This is a genomic window from Acinetobacter sp. 10FS3-1, assembly GCF_013343215.1.
Lineage (GTDB): Bacteria > Pseudomonadota > Gammaproteobacteria > Pseudomonadales > Moraxellaceae > Acinetobacter > Acinetobacter lwoffii_C.
In genome coordinates, this window is the sequence record NZ_CP039143.1 from 1759974 (window position 1) to 1777779 (window position 17806).

At 44.8% G+C, this 17806-nt stretch carries 13 protein-coding genes; 4 read left to right on the forward strand and 9 right to left on the reverse strand.

Annotated features, from left to right (window positions below; all coding sequences use genetic code 11):
• Positions 1-2 precede the first annotated feature (2 nt).
• The 5 genes from E5Y90_RS08360 to efp form a co-directional block, all read right to left on the reverse strand.
• A complete protein-coding gene (locus E5Y90_RS08360; RefSeq protein ID WP_174659957.1) occupies positions 3-908 on the reverse strand; it encodes a DUF58 domain-containing protein in 906 nt (301 codons plus the stop codon).
• 12 nt (positions 909-920) lie between these two features.
• Positions 921-1883: an AAA family ATPase gene (locus tag E5Y90_RS08365; RefSeq protein ID WP_373688390.1), complete on the reverse strand. Its 963-nt coding sequence runs from the start codon at positions 1881-1883 to the stop codon at positions 921-923.
• 358 nt (positions 1884-2241) lie between these two features.
• Positions 2242-2544 (reverse strand): YbdD/YjiX family protein, encoded by a 303-nt coding sequence (locus E5Y90_RS08370; protein WP_174659959.1) that lies wholly within the window; start codon positions 2542-2544, stop codon positions 2242-2244.
• A 14-nt stretch (positions 2545-2558) separates the two neighbouring features.
• Positions 2559-4658 (reverse strand): carbon starvation CstA family protein, encoded by a 2100-nt coding sequence (locus E5Y90_RS08375; RefSeq protein WP_174659960.1) that lies wholly within the window; start codon positions 4656-4658, stop codon positions 2559-2561.
• 172 nt (positions 4659-4830) lie between these two features.
• Entirely contained in the window at positions 4831-5400 is a 570-nt protein-coding gene (efp, locus tag E5Y90_RS08380) for an elongation factor P (protein ID WP_151204865.1), read from the reverse strand.
• Positions 5401-5772: 372 nt separating this feature from the next.
• On the opposite strand from efp, the gene epmB reads away from it, so the two are divergent.
• The 3 genes from epmB to E5Y90_RS08395 are packed head-to-tail and all read left to right on the forward strand — an operon-like array spanning position 5773 to position 10700.
• A complete protein-coding gene (gene epmB, locus E5Y90_RS08385; protein WP_174659961.1) occupies positions 5773-6795 on the forward strand; it encodes an EF-P beta-lysylation protein EpmB in 1023 nt (340 codons plus the stop codon).
• Between the two features lie 9 nt (positions 6796-6804).
• Entirely contained in the window at positions 6805-8550 is a 1746-nt protein-coding gene (locus E5Y90_RS08390; protein WP_174659962.1) for a GTPase, read from the forward strand.
• The gene (locus tag E5Y90_RS08395) at positions 8532-10700 is read left to right on the forward strand and encodes an EAL domain-containing protein (protein WP_174659963.1); all 2169 of its coding nucleotides are present in this window, start codon (positions 8532-8534) and stop codon (positions 10698-10700) included. The genes E5Y90_RS08390 and E5Y90_RS08395 overlap by 19 nt, the downstream gene beginning before the upstream one ends.
• Before the next feature lie 89 nt (positions 10701-10789).
• Here the strand turns inward: E5Y90_RS08395 and rpmE are convergent, their stop codons facing one another.
• The 4 genes from rpmE to E5Y90_RS08415 all read right to left on the reverse strand — a co-directional run bounded on the left by rpmE (position 10790) and on the right by E5Y90_RS08415 (position 14878).
• A complete protein-coding gene (gene rpmE, locus E5Y90_RS08400) occupies positions 10790-11014 on the reverse strand; it encodes a 50S ribosomal protein L31 (RefSeq protein WP_004971624.1) in 225 nt (74 codons plus the stop codon).
• A gap of 201 nt (positions 11015-11215) precedes the next feature.
• A complete protein-coding gene (locus E5Y90_RS08405; protein WP_174659964.1) occupies positions 11216-12196 on the reverse strand; it encodes a bile acid:sodium symporter family protein in 981 nt (326 codons plus the stop codon).
• A gap of 128 nt (positions 12197-12324) precedes the next feature.
• Positions 12325-12726, reverse strand: coding sequence for a lactoylglutathione lyase (gene gloA / locus E5Y90_RS08410; RefSeq protein ID WP_151204860.1), 402 nt, complete (start codon positions 12724-12726; stop codon positions 12325-12327).
• A 1-nt stretch (position 12727) separates the two neighbouring features.
• On the reverse strand, positions 12728-14878 hold the full coding sequence (locus tag E5Y90_RS08415; protein ID WP_174659965.1) for an AmpG family muropeptide MFS transporter: 2151 nt from the start codon (positions 14876-14878) through the stop codon (positions 12728-12730).
• A 196-nt stretch (positions 14879-15074) separates the two neighbouring features.
• Between E5Y90_RS08415 and E5Y90_RS08420 the strand changes: the two genes are divergently transcribed.
• Positions 15075-17729 (forward strand): Lon protease family protein, encoded by a 2655-nt coding sequence (locus E5Y90_RS08420; RefSeq protein ID WP_151204858.1) that lies wholly within the window; start codon positions 15075-15077, stop codon positions 17727-17729.
• The last annotated feature ends 77 nt before the right edge of the window (positions 17730-17806 follow it).

Consider the following 17806-nt stretch of genomic DNA (forward strand, 5'->3'; position numbering starts at 1 on the left):
CCTTATGCCTGTGCCAAAAGCTGCTTAGCTTTGCGTAGTTGTTCCTCGCCAGCACCTTTGGGCAATACTTCCTGCGGTAAATGCAGCATATAAGCGCATTGCTGCTGCTCACACTGCTCAATCAGCCCCATGACAAATTCCAGCTTTTCCTCGTGCGACTGACTGGGCATATGCTCATAATGAATTTCAATACTGTGCTCATCCTGATACTGTTCAAAGACCTTGACGTATAAGCCCTGTCCACGCGCAAACTGCTTCCAGGAGACGGCTTGCAAAGAATCTCCAGACTGATAGTTACGCAGTTCGCGAAACTCATCCATATCTGGTTCAAAACGGTTTTGATAGGCACGATGTTCTGCACTGAAAGCTTTGGCCTGAGGCGCAACCCAGGCAAAATTCTGATGATATAAATAGGTCCAGGCCCGCACCAGCCCAAAAGGATAAACTGAATAAATCCGAATTGTAGGATAGTCAAATTTCCCACGTTTTTCGGCATAAAAAGGGAGAATCCAGTGCTGCCTGGACTCATCCAGATATACTTTATGTAGCTGCTCACCCGCCTGAATATACAGATAACGCGGTCGTGGCGGCTGTTGCTGAAAATAAAAATGCAGATTCATATCATGCCCTACCTGCCCCACTTCATCTGCAACCAGTTCAATCTGTAAGCCATGTAACTGTTTAAAAGTTAAATAAAAGCTGATACACAATATGGCGGTGATTAAAAAGCAGAATCCCAAAATCAGGTTATTGGCATAGTTCACACCAGCAGTAAAAGTAATCAGGATCAAAATCAGGTACAGATAGCCCTGCCGATAAATAAAGACCAGAATATCGCGCTGTGAAAACTGTTTTTGCTGTCTAAACTGAAAGCGTTTGGTGAGCCAGTTTCGCCAGGTTTTATCCAAAAGAAAACTCCTTTAGCTCACTGCAACCTGTTGCATTAGGTTTAAAGTTTCTGCTTCACTTAAACCCAGACGATGTGAGGCGACCGCCACAAATACCGCCTGTATATCATCAGGCGTGACAAAGGTCCGCTGCTGGATCAAGGCATGGGCCTGTGCTGCGCGCTTGAGCGCCAATAAGCCGCGGGTAGACAGTCCATGCTGTTTTTTGCGGGTTTCTTCTGCCAGATCCAGCATATACTCCTGTACCGCCTCACTGATAAAAACCTGCTGGGTCAGCTGTTGTAATGCCAATACTTCATATTCTGTAAAAACATGCGCCAGACTGGCAATGAGGGCAAAACGTGATTCCTGCTGTAGTAGCATTTTCTCTGCATGTCGGGATGGATAGCCCAAAGACAACCGCATTAAAAAGCGGTCTAATTGCGATTCAGGCAAAGCATAGGTGCCACTCTGGAAAAGTGGATTTTGGGTGGCAATTACCCAAAATGGTTTCGGCAAGGCATAACGTACAGCATCGACAGTGACATAGCCTTCCTCCATGGCTTCAAGCAAGGCACTTTGAGTTTTAGGACTGGAACGGTTAATTTCATCTGCCAGCAAAATCTGAGTAAAAATAGGCCCCTGCTTAAACTCAAACTGATGTTCTTTCTGATTAAACATGTTAATCCCAATCACATCACTGGCCAGCATGTCATTAGTAAACTGGATACGCTGAAATTGCAGCCCTGTCAGATGCGCCAGACTGCTTGCTAAAGTGGTTTTTCCCAGACCAGGCAAATCTTCAAATAGTACGTGCCCCCCTGCAATAAGGCAGCACAGCGCCAATCGGGTTTTTGCCTGTTTATCTAAAATAATGGCATTAATTTCTTCAAAAAATTGCTGGATTCTGGGTGCATAACTGACCACCTTCTGCTCAAGCGCATCATTAACGTGTGCAATATCTAATTTTTCTTTTTGTTTCATGCCCCAGATCACAATATTTTTCCTAATAAAACATGGCTTAAGAGTAACATACACTCTTTTTTAATATTCCCCCAAATGTCCGCTCTTCTTTCCAGATCACTAACCTGTCAGATAACAGGTTTTTAAACTCTCACGCCATAAATCCATAGACTTCTGTAAACCATTTTCTTCGATAAACCAATCAAAAAAAATTGTTTAAAATGCTCTATGTTTTACTGAAACACCATCTTTCCAAGGTTTACCCCAATAACCCGACAACAGAAAAACCTAAAGGCCTAAATGTCAAAATTAATGACTATTTTTTATCTTGTTCAAGCATTAAATCACCTGCATAAAAAAGCGCCCCGAAAGGCGCTTATTTTTCAACCGATTAACATGGACATTTTTTCATCTCTCCGCCAGCGGATGGATAGCGAGAATCCACACAATGACGGTAAAAGGTTTTAGGATCCATTGGCTCCAGATCAGAATGATGCTGCTGCATATGCGCCAGATAAGTCTGGTAATCTGGCACGCCCACCATCAGGCGGAAGCTCTGCTGCAAACGCTGCCACAAAGTTGCAATCCGTGACCAGTTTTTCGGGTTCAGAATTAACTCCTTCTGGGCCATCACTGTCATCTTGATGATTTTATACATCACTGTTTTACCCGCTTTGGCAAACTTCAGGTTCATCGGTCATACCCCTCTTAATGTGTTTTTACAGGCTGAATGTCTTCGGGATCGCGATAAACCGCTTCTGCTTCGTTGACAGTCGGTACAGGACTTGCAAGTGCACGACGGATAACCCCAATTGCGGCAAACAGCATGACAAAAGCCACAATCATGAAGAAGGCACACAGTACCGCATTGATCTGGTTGGACATTGCGACAGTCTGCATTTCAGCCATTGTTTTGGCAGGTGCCAGAATTTCGTTCTTGGCAATAGCAGTATTAAAGCGCTCTGCTTGCGCCAGAAAGCCGATTTTTGGATTGTCATGGAAAATCTTCTGCCAGCCCGCAGTCATCGAAGTAATAAATAGGAAAATGGTGGGAACAATAGTGACCCATACATATTTTTCTTTCTTCATTTTGAACAGGATGACAGTACCTAGAATGAGTGCCATTGCAGCCAGAATCTGGTTACCAATACCGAATAGCGGCCATAAGCTGTTAATTCCGCCCAATGGATCGACTACGCCCTGATAGACAAAGAAGCCCCAACCGGCAACAGCTACAGCTGTACCAAGCAGGTTACCAAAAAAATTATGCGATTTTTTTACCGCAGGAATCACAATTCCGACTGTATCTTGAACCATGAAACGGCAGGCACGCGTACCAGCATCGACGGCAGTCAGAATGAAAAGTGCTTCAAACAGGATGGCAAAGTGATACCAGAAGGCCATCATTTCACGGCTATTGAAAATTTCAGTAATGATATGCGCCATACCAATGGCAAAGGTTGGTGCACCCCCGGTACGCGACAGAATCGAGCTCTCACCGACTTCCTGAGCCAGTACAGTGAGGGCCTCAGGGGTAACAACGAAACCAAGATTACGCACCGCTTCTGCCGCACTTTCTGCCGTAGTACCCAGCAATGCCGCCGGCGAGTTAATGGCAAAATATACCCCCGGATCCAGCACTGCCGCACAGATCAATGCCATGATCGCCACAAAGGACTCCATTAACATACCGCCATAACCGATCATCCGGATATCGCGTTCATTGTTGACCAGTTTAGGCGTGGTTCCCGAAGAAACCAGGGCGTGGAAGCCGGAAATGGCACCACAGGCAATTGTAATGAACAGAAATGGGAAGATAGATCCCGCAAAGACCGGACCTGTTCCGTCAATAAACTGAGTTACGGCCGGTAATTTCATTTCTGGCATTGCAAAAATAATACCTACAGCCAGACCCGCAATCACTCCAATTTTCAAGAAAGTAGATAAATAATCACGTGGTGCAAGTAACAACCACACTGGCAATACCGAAGCGATAAAACCATAAATGATCAAAGCCCAGGTCAGTTCAGTCCCCGACAGCGTAAAGAAGGGTCCCCAATACGGATGCTGTGCGATGTTTTCACCATAAATGATGCCCAGCATCATCAATACGAAACCAATCATGGAAACTTCTGCAATTTTACCCGGACGGATAAAGCGCATATAAATCCCCATAAAAATCGCAATCGGAATGGTGGCGGCAATACTGAAGACCCCCCATGGACTGTTGGTCAGTGCTTTGACCACCACCAGTGCAAGTACCGCCAGAATAATAATCATCACGCCCAGCGCACCCAGCATGACCACAATCCCGGCAAAAGTACCGAGTTCCTGTTTCGCCATTTCACCCAGTGAGCGGCCATCTCGACGTGTAGAAATAAACAGGACTAGGAAATCCTGTACCGCACCGGCCAACACTACACCGACCAGCAGCCAGATAGTTCCCGGTAAATAGCCCATCTGTGCAGCAAGGATTGGACCGACCAATGGGCCAGCCCCGGCAATTGCTGCAAAATGGTGGCCAAACAGGACACTCTTATTGGTGGGCACATAGTCCAGACCATCGACCAAGCGATGCGCAGGTGTCAGACGGCGCTCGTTCAGTTCAAAAACCTTATTGGCAATAAATAAACTATAAAAACGGTAAGCGATGCTATACACACAAGCTGCGGCCAGAACCAGCCAGACTGCATTGACATGCTCACCACGACTCAGTGCTAGAACTCCAAAGGAGACTGCCCCGACGATGGCTACTAAAAGCCAGATGATTTTTGAAGTCAGCGTCGACTTCTGCTGTAAAGTTTCCATTTAATCCCTCATATTTGTGATGCATACAAATCAGCATAATTGTGTTATTCGAGGTACTGCTGTTTTTTCCTTTGCGACTTTAGGCAAATTTTTTCTAATTTCCTCTAAGACTTTGGCATAAAAAAAGGGATGATTTTCATCACCCCTTTGATAATAGTCTATTTTTAAACCATTATACACGCTCTAAATAGTCACCAGTACGGGTGTCTACACGAACGTTTTCTTCCTGCTGAACAAACAATGGAACACGTACCACAGCACCTGTTTCCAGTTTCGCAGGCTTACCACCACCGCCAGAGGTATCACCACGTACACCTGGATCAGTTTCAACAATTTTTAATACCACAAAGTTAGGAGGGCTGACAGTAAGCGGCACGCCATTCCATAACATAATGGTACATTTTTCATTTGAATCGTCTTTTAGCCACTTGGCAGCATCACCCATTGCTGTTTTATCAGCAGCGATCTGTTCAAATGATACTGGATCCATGAAGTTCCACATTTCACCGTCGTTGTACAAGTATTCCATTTCTACTTCTACGATATCCGCAGCTTCTAGTGAATCACCAGATTTAAATGTTTTTTCTAAAACTTTACCACTGCGAAGATTACGTAGTTTAACGCGGTTGAACGCCTGGCCCTTACCTGGTTTAACGTATTCGTTTTCCATGATTGCACATGGGTTACCATCAAGCATAACCTTAAGGCCAGACTTGAAATCGTTCGTAGAATAATAGGCCATGATTGGCTCACTCCAAACTTACTAACTTTAATCTATTGATGCTATGGGCTGTTGCAATGTCATTTAGCAAGTCTGACAAGAACATGGTTTGCCACATGCACATTCATTTAATGCTGCGTATTCTAAATGAGCAATACACTTTGCCGCAACGAAAAAATCTGATTTAACTGGCTGACTCTGCTTAACTTAACAGCAGCTATCACAAAGCTGTGTACTTGCTGAGGCTCACAAAGCAGAAAAGCACCGAGTTTCTCCTACCATAGCAAATTACAGGGATTTTTAAAAATTTTGCAGCCGGCTTTTATTCTCATTGATCGACAAACTGCTAAACTGCTGGCTTCATTTAATTTTCAGTTCTTTTAATCTTCCGGCATGACACAGTATTTATACCAAGAACATAATTGGCAGTCACAACTCAGTGACCTGATTACCGACCCGCATGAACTTCTCGAAATTTTAAAACTCTCCCCTGAGCAACTTTTATCCGGCGCTCTGCTGGCGTCCAAGCAGTTTAAATTGCGCGTACCTCGTGCTTTTGTAGAACGGATGCAGGTTGGAAATCCTCTAGACCCGCTGTTACTGCAAGTATTGCCTCATCATCTGGAACTGGAAGAGCATCCCGGCTTTGTAACAGATCCGCTGGGCGAAGAACAGGCGAATCAGCAGCCAGGCGTACTGCATAAATATAGCTCCCGATTCCTGCTGACCTTGACAGGCGCCTGTGCCGTACATTGCCGTTACTGTTTCCGCCGGCATTTTCCTTATCAGGAAAACCTGCCTAAACATGAAGATTGGATCAATATCAGGCAGTATCTGGAAAGCCAGCCAGAAATTAATGAAGTTATTTTGAGCGGTGGTGATCCCTTAACACTGTCAAACCGAAAATTAAAATTATGGATTGAGCGTCTGGAATCTGTACCACATCTCAAATTCTTAAGAATACATTCACGAGTTCCTATTGTGATCCCAAATCGGATCGATGAAGAGCTACTGACCATGTTGAAAAACAGTAGGCTACGAATTATTCTAGTGGTACACTCAAACCATGCATCGGAGTTGGATGATTCAACCTGTACGCAGTTAAATCAACTGGTTCAGCAACATATCACCGTACTCAATCAGGCCGTATTATTAAAAGGAGTCAATGATTCCGCCCAGGTTTTGATTGACTTAAGCTATCGCTTATTCGATGCCGGCGTAATGCCTTATTATTTACATGTACTTGATAAAGTAAAAGGTGCGCAGCATTTTGATTTATCACCTGAATGTATTCATGAAATTTACACTGAAGTTTTAGCGAGCCTACCGGGGTATTTGGTTCCTAAACTGGTGAGAGAAATAGCGGGTGAAAAAAATAAGACACCGCTTTTTGGGGATTCAACATTTTTGAGTTAAATAATAAAGATGAGTAAACTTACTTCAGATATCTTTCAGACACCGACTGAGCTTCAACTCGACGAGTTAAGCTTTTGTGCGACCAATGCCAAGGCTTTACAGGAGTGGGTTACCGGTATTTCAGTCTTGCAACTGGGTAATTCTTCTAAATCCCTGTTTAGCGCCTTACTCGAAATTTCAGAACTGAAGTGTGCTGAGACCTTACGCTTTGACCTGATTCAAATCCTTCATCCCACGCTTGAAAATGTGCTGGGCAGTCTGGAAAAGCATTTCATTAATCAGGGCCTGATTACGACTGACCGCAATGACCAGATCATTGAACTGGCGATGCTGTTACGTACTTACTTTACCAAAATCTATATTGATATTGTCAAACGCTGCAATTACCAGCTAAGTCATCAAAAATTTTCGCTCTTTTCTCTAGGCAAAAAGAAAAGTCTGCAAACCGCCCGGATTGTTTCCACCTATTATGCGCTACAGCAACTGAGCCTGCTGTTCTACCAGCAAAACATGCTGTATAGCGCACCCGGGCCGGGACAATGGCTGGCTGCCCATCAGTTGCTTGAAGGTGCCATGGCGCATAACTTCTACCAGGTCAATATCAACCAGATTCTGGGAACAGAACATGACATCCAGAATATTGCCCAAGCCTATGCACAGCTCATCTTGCTGGATATTTTTAATACCAACCAGATTCGTCCCGCAGAAATTCAGGGCTTATATTTATGCAGTGCGGACTGGGCGAAACGGGTTCAGATTCTGCCCAAAGAGACCACTCTGTCTCGTTATGTGGTAGATGCCAGCAAGGATCATCCACCTTTACTCAACGCTCATCAGGGCGAGCAGTTTAAGCCAAGTTTCTTTATTGCTACCCAGAGCCTGATGGAACATCTGGCCGGTACGCAAACCAAAAATGCCCAATACCTGTCACGCAATGAAAAACTCTTCCTGACCCCTGCCTTGCATTTTCATATTTATCATCTGCTTTCAAATAATGTGGAACGCCGTCATGAACGTTATGAATATTCGGCACAAATTAATATCTGCTTTGGCCTGACGGTTGCTCATTTTTATCTGTCCAAAGGTAAGAACTTTAATGAGACACTGGACTTAGAGGCCAATTACAACTTACAAAGCGAAAGCAGCTTTGTCAGCTCCCTGCAAAGCGCCATTCCAAATGGATTTAGCAGTATCAAGGCACTGGACCGGGAAACCAAACAGATTCATAGTGCCGAAGTGCTGGATATTAGTGTCAATGGTTACCGGATTAAATGGTCTGGCATAACACCGCCACTTCTAAAAACTGGTGAATTTATTCTGGTACAGGAAAAATCACAGAGTCAATGGCGCGGCGGTGTGATTCGCTGGATCAAGCAATCTACAGATAAAAGCCTAGAAATTGGTCTGGAAATGCTGACACAGGAGCTATATCCATGTGCCGTCTACACCCGTACCGAACTTCATAAAGCCAATTACCAGCCAGCTCTCTTGGTCCAGACCACGCAACTGGATCAGGTTTCGACCAGCCTCATTGTGCCGGGTTCACAGATGTTCCGGGAAAAACAAACCATTCATTTACGTCTTGGCCAGCAAGAGCTCAAGATTTATCTAACCAAGGCCCACCTGATTACCCAAAGTTTTATCCGCTTTGATTACGAATTATTAAATGATCAGGAACAAGAGCTTATTGAACGCTTTATTCATAAGCATACAAATGAAGCTAGAAATCACGATTTATGGGAAGCATTAAAGTGAGAAATCCATTATTGTCTAAAAAGTTGAAACGTACTGAAACACGTTTACTGATTATTGATGATAATCAAATTAGATATAACCAAATCCGTGACCTTCTGAGCAATAATCAATATCAGGTGGATGCCGTCCTGCTGGATGATCTGCAGTCTTTTGAAAAACAGCTGAATTTTAATTGGGATCTGATTATTTTCGGTCGTGCCTATGACCTGAAATATGAGCAGGCCCTGAGTCTGGTTCGTCTTTCTCACCAGCCTGAACTTCCCATTATTTTACTCAAGCCTGAAGATTATAAGGCTGAGCAATACGCACAATATGTCCATAAAGGTATTTATGACATTCTGAATCTAGATTATCCGGAACGCTTCTATATTGGTCTGGTGCGCGCGCTGTCTTTTAGCCGCGGTTTGCAAACCCAACAGCACTTGATGAACGAACTGGAAACCGCCCAGAATCAGGCCCAGTCTCTGGTTGAAGACAGTAACCGCGCCGTCGCAACCATTCAGGAAGGGATTCATATTCAGGCGAATGCTGACTATCTGAAGCTTTTTGGCTTGCACAGTGAAGATGATCTGATCGGGTTACCCCTGCTTGACCTCTTACAGCCAGAAGATTTAAACGAGTTCAAAACACGCTTTAAAAAGATTTCTCAAGGGCAGTTTGACCTAGGCCGTTTTGATATTGTATCTGTCAACCCCAAAATCTCCGCGGCGAATCCCTTAAAACTTGAATTTCTTGCTTCAACGACTGAAGAAGATGCCCTGCAAATCACCATTGATACACAAGCACAGTCACAATCAGGCACAGACAAAGCTCTAGGTAAACCCGGTGCTTTCCAGCTACTTAAACGGAAAATGAGCAAGCAGCCTGCGCCTTTTAATGCGCTGGTCACCTTCTCTCTGACCTCTTATGAGCCCACAGTGCTCTCCTCTGACTGGCACACTTTTAGTAGTTACTTCAACGAAATTAGAGCCTTCCTGAAAGAACAGACTCATGTTCCGCTCTTTAAACTGGAATATGATGTCTTTGTTGGCCTGTTTCAGGCGGACTCAAAGCAAATCCTGGAGTCCAAGCTGATTGGATTAAATGCCCTCAGCAAGCCTCAACTCATTACTGTTGGACAAAACTCGTTCCCGCTGAATTTTCGCATCGGCTATATCATGCTGGAAGATGGCCTGAATGACGAAAGCCACTACAATGATCTGGTGGCACAAGCTTTCTCGACTGCTTTACCTCAAGCAGAAGCAGCCCCTGAATTTATTCTAGATACTTCTGCGCCATCAACCCCTCAAGCGCTTCAAATGCCAGGCATAGACTTTAGTGTGGCGAAAGAAGTACCTCTTAATAGTCCAACAACGGCGGTCATCAGCCCGGCAGTTACTTCAGTGCTGGATGGAACGCCTTCTATATTAAAAGCCTTGCGTGTATGTCTGGATCGTGGCGAAATTCATTTAAAATATCAGCAACTGTATGATAAAGAAGATACTCGCCTCTATCGCTATGAAGTCACCAGCGGTTTTATCTTTGACAATAAATGGCAGGATATTTCATCAATCCTTGAGCTGCGTGAAGATGACGAGTTATCCATTAAACTAGATCGCTGGATTCTGGTTGAAGCCAGCAAACAGTTACATAACTTTATTACCCAATATCCGGATGCCAGCTTAATTGTTAACTTGAATCGGGCAGTATTATTTAAAGACCGTACCTTCCCGGAATTTATCTCCAAGCTGATTACGATTATCCGCAGTAAAAACCAGCATCCGCTTACCCTCCAATTCTCGGAAGAGGATGTTTTACTGAATCAGCAAGATGCCCAGAAGTATTTGCGTGTTCTGCATGAACATGGTGCACTGACTTCCCTGCGTGATTTTGGTCAGTCTATCTATAGTCCAAATCTACTGCAAGAACTGGAACTAGATGGCGTCAGCCTGCATTCCAGCTTAACCCAGATGCTGAATCATGATACTAAAATTGAAGAGTTACAAGAAAAAATTGCCAGCTATAATGAAATCAGACCGCTGAATATCCTGATTCGCGAATTGAATGATATGACTTTATTCGCCAATGCCTGGAACGTAGATGCCCGCTTTATTCAGGGGGATTATTTCCAGAAAAAACTGGACCACCTGATTGACGTACAAGACCATTAAGGTGTTGTACCAACCTGTGAAGCTGGAGAAATTTCCTGAATCACAGGCACAAAAAAACGGGCATATTGCCCGTTTTTTTATTTTGGGTATTAACGTTTGATAGAACGTGACATACCAGCAAAACGTTGTTTGAACTTGTCGATACGACCGCCAGTGTCAACGTTCTTTTGCTTACCAGTGTAGAATGGGTGGCAAGCTGAACATACGTCTAGATAAAGAGTTTCTTTACCAACAGCTGAACGAGTTTCGATTACGTTACCGCAAGAGCAAGTAGCAACTAGTTTTTCGTATTTTGGGTGAATATCGGCGCGCATCGTCGATTACTCCATAAAGATTAAAGAAGGTTTTGCTGTCATCGCAATTGATCACTCTCAAACCTGAGGAAAGCCGAAACCGAAATTCTGGCAGATCAACACCATAACAGACCATTCTTTTGGCCCACCGAGACAGATACCGTCAGAGCTAAGCACAACAAGTTGGACAATATTATACGGCAAACTGATTCAATAAGCGAATTATTCTTGAGCCGGTTCCTCGGGTTCTTTGGCCCAGAGATTAGCCACAACTCCGCAGACCATCAGCTGAATTTGATGGAAAATCATAATTGGTAATACGATCATACCCAATGGCTGTCCAATAAATAGAATCTGTGCCATCGGTACCCCACTGGCCAGAGTTTTTTTGGAACCACAGAAAAATGCCGTTTTCTGGTCGGCGCGGTTAAAGCCCATCCAGCGTGGAATATACAGCGATAACAGCATAACAATCGTCAACAAAACCGAACATGCCAAGAGCAATAACAACAAGGTACTGATGCTGACTTCGTTCCATAGTCCAGCAACCACTGCACTACTAAAAGCACCATATACGACCAGCAAAATTGAACCCTGGTCAAAAACCTTGACGAGCTTTGGCATTTTCATCATCTGAGGATAAACCCAGGGACGCAACACCTGCCCCAAGATAAAAGGAACCAATAGCAACAAGGTAATCTGAATAATGGAAGCAGTCGGATCAAAATCATGTTCAGATTGGCCCAAAATGAAAAATGCCACCAGTGCAGGAGTAATAAACATACCGATCAGATTGGAAAAGGAAGCACTACAGACGGCACCCGCCACATTACCATTGGCCACTGAAGTAAAAGCAATCGACGACTGGACTGTCGATGGCAAGAAACACATAAACAGAAAGCCCCAATATAATTCTTGTCCCAGCATTGGCTGTAAAATCGGCTTGGCCAATAATCCTAAAAGAGGAAACAAGGCAAAAGTCAAAGCAAAGACCAGAGTATGCAGCCTCCAGTGCATAATCCCCTCCACGACCGCTTCACGGGAAAGTTTAGCCCCATGCAGAAAAAACAGGATTGCAATTGCTGCTGTTGTGACCCAACCAAACACCTGGGCTGCCTGTCCGGAGACCGGCAGCAAGCTGGCCAGCAATACCATTACAAATAACAATATTGTAAAACGATCTAATGCTAAGAGCTTAAGCATCTGACTTACTTCCCTTTAAGTTTTATTCTTTGATAAAAAATGCCCAGATATCTAGCGAATTCTGGACATAGTTAGATCGTTTTGCAAGTCCAATAAAAGATGATTTTTCATCTTACTTGCAGTATGGATCAGTTATTGCGTGCATTACTATCCTGCTGGATAAGTTCGATCTTATAGCCGTCTGGATCTTCCACAAAGGCAATCACGGTTACACCGCCTTTCATTGGACCTGCTTCACGAACCACATTACCGCCACGTGCCTTGATTTCCTCACAGGCCTTATAGGCATCATCCACAGCAATGGCAATATGGCCATAAGCATTGCCCAGCTCATAACTTGCCGTGTCCCAGTTATGGGTCAATTCAAGTACGGTATGGTTTTCTTCATCGCCATAGCCCACAAAAGCCAAGGTAAAACGACCCTCTTCGTAATCACGCTTACGAAGCAAAGTCATACCAAGTACCTCAGTATAGAACTTCAAAGACTGTTCCAAGTTGCCTACACGTAACATGGTATGTAGCATGCGCATATTAATCCTCCTTATTTACAGAGTGTTGTTGGTGTTCACCGAGCAGTTTTGCGACCCAGACCACGAGAATCAGGATTGGAATACCCATCAAGGTAGTCATCAGGAAGAAATTCGGATAACCAATATTGGTGACTATAGTACCTGAATATCCTCCCAAAATCTTAGGAGTTAGGGTCATCAGGGAACTGAAAATGGCATATTGCACCGCAGTAAAGGACACACTGGTCAGGCTCGACAAGAAAGCAATAAAAGCCGCACCCGCCAATCCAGCAGCCAAATTATCCACGATTATGGCAAAATACAGCCAGGCAGAGCTGTAAGGCTTAATCACTTTCCCCTGTACCTCAACCATATCTGCATCACCCATCTTGAGCGGCTGAATCTCGACATCCAGAGCATTCGTCAAAGTTTGAGTCAAATCCACCATATAGCTGTGCTGCTGGGTCAAAACCACCTGATCTTGCTGCATCAGATTGACACTAATCTGCCTGGTCGCTGAAGCTACCAATTTTTCGGCTGGAATTGCAGCACTAAACGTACCTGCCTCATCCAGTTTGGCATCAAAATTCTGGCCATCTAGCGTCATTACAATTTTTTGCTGATCTTGCAGCGCTGCGCCCGTATATTGTCCACGTACTACAATGCTATTGTCCTGCTCATTGGCTGTAATAATATTATCAGTCGTAATAGGCAACAGCAGTAATTGTGCCTGCTGAGCTTGGCTTTTAAGATAAGGCATATGCAGTGTCACTGCGGGTATACCCTGATCTTGATACTGAGCCTTGACCATCACGATATCGCTCTGTTCAAGCGCTGCTTTGGGAACCGGAATATTCCAGTAACCGACTTCGTCGGTGTCAACCTGATAATAATGCGGTCCGACCTGCACTTCGACCTGAGCGAGTTTTTCTCCGGATTTAACCAGGCCTATAAAAATCAGATTCGTTGAACAGGCAAGAATAGCACCCACAAACATCAGCTTCATGATGTTCATCTTCTGGGCCAACAATCCGCCAAGAAAACCTCCGAGCAGGGAGAAAATCACCCCATATACCTTAACGGCTTCAGCAATCTGCTCCTTGCTAAAATTTAAATCCTGATAGAACACATTGGAAATTACCCCGGCAATAATATCGGAGACCCGATAAAAGCCAATCAGGAGCAACAGCACCAGCGCCAGTTTTAAGCCATAGCGCTCAAAGAAATCGGCCACCGGATTCACCCAGGTTTCATAAGCCATCTGCCTGTTCACAGCGCCCATTTTGACCAGCACGGCACCCACCCCAAATGCAACTGCAGCGGAGCCAATAAAACGTAAAGCTTCAAAACAGAACAAAGCCAAGCTATCCTGAATAGCCCAGCGCTCTATCATAATGGTGACCAGGTTTCCCGAATACACATAGCTTGAAACAAAGCTGATAACGGCAATAAAAAACACACCAACCAGACGAAAATAGTCGCTACGCTGATAGTCTTTATGAATACGCTCTACCTGTGGCTCACGAATCAATAGTGTGGTCAGAATACCCACCAGCATCACGGCTGCCATCGCCAGATAGGTCCACTTCCAGGCATCATAGATATAATTGCCTTTGGCTGTGCCCAGATAGGCAGCCAGAAACAAAGCCCCTGCTCCTGCCACAATCATCCCGATGCGATAACCGGCATTATAGGTCGAGGCCAGCACCGTTTGCATCTGAGCTTCAGCCAGTTCAATACGATAGGCATCAATGACAATATCCTGGGTTGCCGCTGAAAAGCCGAGCAATACTGCCCCTAGTGCCATTTGCTGTAAATGTGCCTGACCCAATGCCGGATCAGAAAATGCCATAATTGCAATTGCACAGACAATGAGAATCTGGGCAACCAGAAGCCAGGCCCGACGGCGACCCAAGGCTTTGGTTAGAAAGGGTAGCGGTAATTCATCAATCAGCGGTGCCCAGACAAACTTAAAAGAATATCCCAATGCAGCCCAGCTAAAAAAAGTCACGGCACTTTTGCTGATTCCGGCTTCACCAAGCCATAAAGACAAGCTGGAAAAAATGAGAAGAATCGGGACACCGGCTGAAAATCCCAAAAACAGCATGATCAAGGCACGTCGATCCAAAAATGCTGTAAATGCGGATTTCCAATCCGTCGTTTGTGTGGTCATTAGCTTGTTATTTTCCGTGAAAATCAATTGCTGCTATTCAATCCTGTAATACGCCATCTTTCAATAAGATTTATATAATTATCACATTCTGGATTTTTTTATTTTTGCCAAAAACGATGCCGCAGCTTGAAATTTCCAAGTAAATCTGTATACCTTAAACCCTATCAACGTAATATTTCGTTTTGGATTTTCAACAGTGACCCAGAGACTCGATCAAATTAATTCTTCTATTGCCACTAACACAACAACCGCCCAACTCTCTAAGCATTCTGAACTAGCAGTCTCAGTATTTGAAAAAAGCGAAATACACCCTACTCTTGCGCATACCCGCCTCAGCGCAGAACAACTCACCCACATCCCCCAGCTCGAAAAAATTCCGGCTTCTACAAAAAGAATCAAACCCTTAAATAATTTTTTGGGACAGGACCGTGCCCGTGCCTCGGTAGAAGCTGGTATTGCGCTTCCTTATTCAGGCTATAACATTTTTGCTGTCGGCACTGCAGGTCTGGGCAAACGTACCATGGTAAAGCGGCTGCTACAGCAACATGCAAAAACCATGGAGACACCAAATGACTGGGTCTATGTCAATAACTTCCAGAACCAACGCCAACCTATTGCCCTGCAACTTCCTGCCGGTCAGGGGCCAAAATTCCAGACAATTTTACATCAGAGCTGGCAGACTATTTTAAAGCAACTGGAACGTCGATTTACTGCGGAAAGCTATCACAACCGGATTGAAATGATTCGCCAGGAAACGGGAGACGAGCAGCAACAGGCGCTCATCGAACTGACCCGTGAAGGCGAAGATCTGGATTTAAAACTGATTACCCGCAACGATGAACATTGCTTCGTGCCTGTCTATCTGAAAGATGACAAGGTTCAGGAGATGTCACAGGATGACCTGAACGCCCTCAGCAACAAGGATCGCGCAGAAATTGCGGCCAATATGCGCTATATGGACAAGAAGCTGGAGCGTCTCGGCCTGCATCTGGGTGATCTGGAAGATGATGCACGTGATCGCGTGCAAGTGCTGAACCGTGATATTGCCAAACAGGTCGTTTTACCACGGGTTGAACATATCCTGTCCAAGTTCAAACATGTGGAAGGACTCGAACAGTATCTGAAACAATATGCCGAAGATATTATTAATAATGTTGAAATTGTACTGGAACAGGAAGAAGATGACTTCACACCTGCGCTTTTCAGTCGTGTACCCGCCCGCTATCAGGCCAATGTCATTGTTTCCCATAAACCCAATGCTGGCGCACCAGTGATTTTTGAAGACTTTCCAACCCATTACAACCTCTTGGGTCATGTAGAACAGCTGACCCAAAATGGCACGATTACCACAGATTTCACCTTAATCCGTCCCGGGTCACTCCATAAAGCCAACGGTGGCTTCCTGATGCTTGAAGCCGAGCAATTACTGGAACAGCCTTATGCCTGGCAGGGTCTTAAACGTGCACTTAAATCAGGTCATCTGAAGCTTTCTTCTCTGGAACACATGCTGACCCTAACCGGCAGCATTTCGATTGAGCCTGCTGCTATTCCTTTAAATATTAAAGTGGTACTGCTGGCTGAACCGGAAATTTACTATGAAATTCTGGAGCTTGAACCAGAGCTAGGCAGTATTTTTAAAATCCGTGCCGACTTTACCGATACCCTGCAGCGCAATGAAGAAAACGAACAGGCCTATATGCAGCTGATTGCCGATTATGTGCAGTCTGATAAATTATTGCCTTTTGACCGTTCCGCCCTTTCCGCCCTGCTCACTGACTCTAGCCGTCAGGCCGAAGACCAGAGTTCTTTATCCCTGCATGCCTTGACGTTGGGCGACCTGATTCGCGAGGCTCACCATCATGCCTTTCAGGCCGCTGACAAGATGGTCTCTGAAAAGCATATCAACATGGCTCTGGATCACCGCAAATATCGCTTAGGCTATTTACGTGAACTGTACTGGCAGGATCTGACTCGCGGTACTCAACTGATTGAAACCCGCGGTCACCGTCTCGGTCAGATCAATGCCCTATCAGTGATCCATTATGCAGATGTCGAATTTGGCCTTCCTTCGCGTCTGACCGCTTCGGTCTATCAAGGCGGTGGGGATATTCTGGATATTGAACGCAGTGTTGAACTGGGCGGCTCTTTACATGCCAAAGGCGTGTTATTGATGGCTTCATTTCTGAAAGCACATTTCGGCCGTGAACAAACCTTGCATTTTTCAGCTGCTCTGGCCTTTGAACAAAGCTATGGACAGGTCGATGGAGATAGTGCAACCGTTGCTGAACTCTCTGCCCTCATCTCTGCGATTAGTCAATTACCGATTGACCAGTCTTGGGCCATTACCGGCTCCATGAACCAGCTGGGCCAAGTGCAGCCGATTGGTGGAGTGAATGCCAAAATCGAAGGCTTTTTCGACGCCTGTAAACTGCAAGGTCTGACTGGCAAGCAAGGCGTGATTATTCCACGTCAAAACATGCAGCACCTGATGTTACGCAAAGATGTGATTACAGCGGTCGAACAAGGTCAGTTTCATATCCATGCCATTGATACCATTGATCAGGCGCTTGAGATTCTGATGGCACGTCCAGTCGGCAAAATGGATAAAAAAGGCCGTTATAGTAAAGACTCGATTTATGCAGCAGTCATGGAACAGCTAGATTATTGGCAAGCTATTGAAGATGGTGCCGAATTTGAGGAAGAGCCAAAGAAAAAGAAAAAAAAGAAGAAGAAAAAGAAAAAAGAAAAAGCCGCAGTAAAAGATATTCAGGCAAAGCAAGACGCTCTTGCAGAAGCGCTAGCGGCTGAATCACAAGATCTGGAAAATTCCGGGCACAAGGCAGAAGAATAATTCTGCCCCCTATTTTCCTTTTACCCACATAAAAAAGCGCTTCTAAAAAGAAGCGCTTTTTTACAGCTGTGAGTTTT

Bases quoted from the DNA above. Each gene is read 5' to 3' on its own strand.
- E5Y90_RS08370 (WP_174659959.1), bottom strand. From the start codon at position 2,544: ATGAACCTGAAGTTTGCCAAAGCGGGTAAAACAGTGATGTATAAAATC.
- E5Y90_RS08375 (WP_174659960.1), bottom strand. From the start codon at position 4,658: ATGGAAACTTTACAGCAGAAGTCGACGCTGACTTCAAAAATCATCTGG.
- efp (WP_151204865.1), bottom strand. From the start codon at position 5,400: ATGGCCTATTATTCTACGAACGATTTCAAGTCTGGCCTTAAGGTTATG.
- epmB (WP_174659961.1), top strand. From the start codon at position 5,773: ATGACACAGTATTTATACCAAGAACATAATTGGCAGTCACAACTCAGT.
- E5Y90_RS08390 (WP_174659962.1), top strand. From the start codon at position 6,805: ATGAGTAAACTTACTTCAGATATCTTTCAGACACCGACTGAGCTTCAA.
- E5Y90_RS08395 (WP_174659963.1), top strand. From the start codon at position 8,532: ATGGGAAGCATTAAAGTGAGAAATCCATTATTGTCTAAAAAGTTGAAA.
- rpmE (WP_004971624.1), bottom strand. From the start codon at position 11,014: ATGCGCGCCGATATTCACCCAAAATACGAAAAACTAGTTGCTACTTGC.
- E5Y90_RS08405 (WP_174659964.1), bottom strand. From the start codon at position 12,196: ATGCTTAAGCTCTTAGCATTAGATCGTTTTACAATATTGTTATTTGTA.
- gloA (WP_151204860.1), bottom strand. From the start codon at position 12,726: ATGCGCATGCTACATACCATGTTACGTGTAGGCAACTTGGAACAGTCT.
- E5Y90_RS08415 (WP_174659965.1), bottom strand. From the start codon at position 14,878: ATGACCACACAAACGACGGATTGGAAATCCGCATTTACAGCATTTTTG.